Source organism: Longimicrobium sp. (genome assembly GCF_048594345.1).
In the GTDB taxonomy this organism is placed as follows: domain Bacteria; phylum Gemmatimonadota; class Gemmatimonadetes; order Longimicrobiales; family Longimicrobiaceae; genus Longimicrobium.
This window is the reverse complement of the sequence record NZ_JBMDXM010000223.1, coordinates 1-3646: the sequence shown is the minus strand read 5'-3', so window position 1 is coordinate 3646 and position 3646 is coordinate 1. Positions and strand designations below refer to the sequence as shown.

General features: G+C 67.8%; 3 protein-coding genes and 1 pseudogene. All 4 read right to left on the bottom strand.

Features of this window, described 5'->3' with window-relative positions; all coding sequences use genetic code 11:
• Nucleotides 1-255: 255 nt before the first annotated feature.
• Nucleotides 256-543, bottom strand: coding sequence for a F0F1 ATP synthase subunit epsilon (locus tag ACOJUJ_RS23495; RefSeq protein ID WP_420129356.1), 288 nt, complete (start codon nucleotides 541-543; stop codon nucleotides 256-258).
• Nucleotides 543-2024, bottom strand: coding sequence for a F0F1 ATP synthase subunit beta (atpD, locus tag ACOJUJ_RS23490; RefSeq protein ID WP_420129355.1), 1482 nt, complete (start codon nucleotides 2022-2024; stop codon nucleotides 543-545). Before atpD ends, ACOJUJ_RS23495 begins: the two co-directional genes overlap by 1 nt.
• 33 nt (nucleotides 2025-2057) lie before the next feature.
• Nucleotides 2058-2921 (bottom strand): ATP synthase F1 subunit gamma, encoded by an 864-nt coding sequence (gene atpG, locus ACOJUJ_RS23485; protein ID WP_420129354.1) that lies wholly within the window; start codon nucleotides 2919-2921, stop codon nucleotides 2058-2060.
• A gap of 236 nt (nucleotides 2922-3157) precedes the next feature.
• Nucleotides 3158-3646 (bottom strand): annotated as a pseudogene (locus tag ACOJUJ_RS23480) (F0F1 ATP synthase subunit alpha); the annotation flags it as partial.

The window sequence follows — 3646 nt, the reverse complement described above, 5'->3', positions numbered from 1 at the left end:
CGTTCGGACGAAACACGGTAGGTGCAGGGGCGGCGGGGAGAGGGGGAACGATGTCTAAATCACAATATATCATTGACTTAGGCAATATCCAAGAAGAATCTGCAGAAACCCAAGAGGCTTTTTAGACTGGACTCAACTCTGTTGACTCTGCTGACTCTGTGTGAGACATGCCGTTCCCGTGCCTGCGAACGCAATCCGGCCCCGCCACCTCGTAGGAGGCAGTGGGGCCGGACCGTCGTCATCCACCGAAAGCGATCAGGCCTCGTCGGCGCGCTCGCTCAGGACGGTGACCTCGTTGTTGGCGACCTGCAGAAAGCCGCCCGCCACGTTGTAGCGCAGCTCCTTGCCGCCGGTGGTGATGCGCAGGCTTCCCTCGCCCAGCAGCGACATCAGCGGTGCGTGGCCGCGCAGAATGCCCAGGCTGCCGTTGAACGCGGGGGCGATGACGGAATCCGCCGTCCCCTCGAACACCGTGCGCTCCGGCGAGAGCACCGTCACGTGCAGCGCCCCGCCGGTCTCCGCGCCCGCCGCCGGGGCCGCCATCAGCCGCCCGCCTCGAGCTTGCGGGCCTTCTCCTCGACGCCCTCGATGCCGCCCACCATGTAGAACGCCTGCTCGGGCAGGTGGTCAAACTCGCCGGCCACCACCCGCTCAAAGCTCTCGATGGTGTCGGACAGCTTTACGTAGGCGCCCGGCGTGCCCGTGAACTGCTCGGCCACGTGGAAGGGCTGCGAAAGGAAGCGCTGGATGCGGCGGGCGCGGCCCACCGTGACCTTGTCCTCTTCCGACAGCTCGTCCATGCCCAGAATGGCGATGATCTCCTGCAGCTCCTTGTAGCGCTGCAGAATGCGCTGCACCGCCGTGGCCACGTTGTAGTGGCGCTCGCCGATGAACTGCGGGTCCACGATCCGCGACGTGGAGTCGAGCGGGTCCACCGCGGGGTAGATGCCGATCTCCGTGAGCGCGCGGCTGAGCACCGTGGTGGCGTCAAGGTGCGCGAACGCCGTCGCCGGCGCCGGGTCGGTAAGGTCGTCGGCGGGCACGTAGATGGCCTGCACCGAGGTGATGGACCACTCGCGCGTGGAGGTGATGCGCTCCTGCAGGCCGCCCATCTCCGTGGCCAGCGTGGGCTGGTAGCCCACGGCGGACGGCATGCGGCCCAGAAGGGCCGACACCTCGGAACCGGCCTGCGTGAAGCGGAAGATGTTGTCCACGAAGAACAGCACGTCCTGCTTGTCGACGTCGCGGAAGTACTCCGCCACCGTCAGACCGGCCAGCGCCACGCGCAGACGCGCGCCGGGCGGCTCGTTCATCTGCCCGTACACCAGCGCCACGCTGGACTCGGCCAGGTTGTCGTCCTTGATGAGGTTGGCCTCACGGAACTCCAGCCACAGGTCGGTGCCCTCGCGGGTGCGCTCGCCCACGCCGGCGAACACCGAGCGGCCGCCGTGCCCCATGGCGATGTTGTGGATGAGCTCCTGAATGACCACCGTCTTGCCCACGCCGGCGCCGCCGAACAGGCCGATCTTGCCGCCCTTTACGTACGGGGTGAGCAGGTCCACAACCTTGATCCCCGTCTCCAGCACCTCGGTGGTGGGCTCAAGGTCCACGAACGCCGGAGCGTTGCGGTGAATGGGCCAGCGCTCCGAGCTGGCGGGAATGTCGCCGCGCTCGTCCACCGGGTTGCCCAGCACGTTCAGAATGCGGCCCAGGGCGGCCGGGCCCACGGGAACGCTGATGAAGCTGCCGGTGTCGACGATCTCCATGCCGCGCACCACGCCGTCGGTGGGCTCCATGGAAACGGCGCGCACCTGGTTGCGGCCGATGTGCTGCTGCACTTCGAGCGTCACCTGCAGCGCCGGACGGCCCTCGGCCGCGGGCTGGTTGATGACGAGGGCGTTGTAGATCTCGGGGAGCTGGCCCTCGAACTCGGCGTCGATGACCGGTCCGATGACCTGGACCACGCGGCCCACGTTGGGCGTGCCCGCGGGCACGGTGGCCCGCTCAGGGGCAATGGCTGCCATGTATGATTCTCCTTTTCGTGGACTCTCGCGTGTCTATTCCAGCGCCGCGGCGCCGCCGACGATCTCGGCGATCTCCTGCGTGATGGCCGCCTGGCGAACGCGGTTGTACGTGCGCGATAGGCTTTCCAGCAGGTCCGTGGCGTTGTCGGTGGCGTTCTTCATGGCCGTGCGGCGCGCGCCGTGCTCGGCCGCGCTGGTCTCCACCAGCGCCCGGTACACGCTGTTGCGCACGTACAGCGGAAGAATGCGCCCCAGGATCTCGTCCGCTCCCGGCTCCAGGATGTAGTCCAGGTCGCCGCCCTCCGCGCCCTCGGGCGCCACCACGGGGAGCAGGTTCATGGTGGTGGGCGGGGTGCTGAGCGCCGAGTTGAACTTGGCGTACACCACGTACACCGCGTCCAGCTCGCCGTCGATGAACCGCTGCGTAAGCCCGTCGATCAGCCGCTGCGCGTCCTCGGCGCCCGGCCGGTCGCCCACGTCGCTCACCGAGGTGTGCAGCGCCTCGCCGGCGAAGCGGAAGAACTGGATCCCCTTCTTTCCCGCCGCGTGCAGCTCGGCCTCGGCCCCTTCGGACCGCAGCCGGGCCAGCAGGTTGCGGGCTTCGCGGATCAGGTTGGCGTTGAAGGCGCCCGCCAGGCCGCGGTTGCTGGTGATGAGCAGCACCGCCGCGCGCCGCACCTGCGCCGGCTGGCGCAGCAGTGGGTAGCGCCCCGCCAGCTCGGGGGTCAGCAGCCGGCTGATCACCCCGGACAGCCGCTCGGCGTACGGCCGCGCCGCCGCCACGCGGTCCTGCGCGCGCTTCAGCTTGGACGTGGACACCATCTCCATCGTCCGGGTGATCTTGCGCGTGTTCTGGACCGTGCGGATGCGGCCCTTCAGTTCTCTGGCTTTGGCCATGTTATCCCGTGGTCAGTACGAAAGTACGGGGTACGAGAGTACGGATGCGGGACGGTTCCCGTACCTTCGTACTCTCGTACTTTCGTACCTCAGTAGCTCTGCCGTGCGCCGGCCGCGTTGGTTTCCGGCTTGGACGCCATCCGCAGCTGCTCCTCCGACATCCGCCGGTCGGCGTCCGTCTCGGTGAGGATCGCGCTGTTGCTGTAGTCGTCCGTGCCCACCGGCGAGTTCGGATCGGCAAACAGCTCGGCGTAGCGCTCGATGGCCTTCTTGAGCGCGGCCTCGTTGTCGGACGTCAGGTCCCGGTTGGTCCGGATGGACTCCAGGATCTGCGGGTGCTGCGTGCGCAGGTACACGTGAAAGTCGCGCTCCCACGCCTTGACCATCGGCAGGTCCACCGAATCGATGTAGCCGTTGGTGAGCGCGTAGATGATCGCCACCTGGTGCTCCACCGGCGCGGGCGCGTACTGGCCCTGCTTGAGGATCTCTACCGACCGCGCGCCGCGCGCCAGCTGGCGCTGCGTCACCGCGTCCAGCTCCGAGCCAAAGGCGGCGAACGCCTCCAGCTCGCGGTACTGCGCCAGCTCGCCCTTGAGCTTGCCGGCCACCTTCTTCATCGCCTTGATCTGCGCTGAGCCACCCACGCGGCTCACGCTGATGCCCACGTTCACCGCGGGGCGAACACCGGAGTAGAACAGGTTCGACTCCAGGAAGATCTGCCCGTC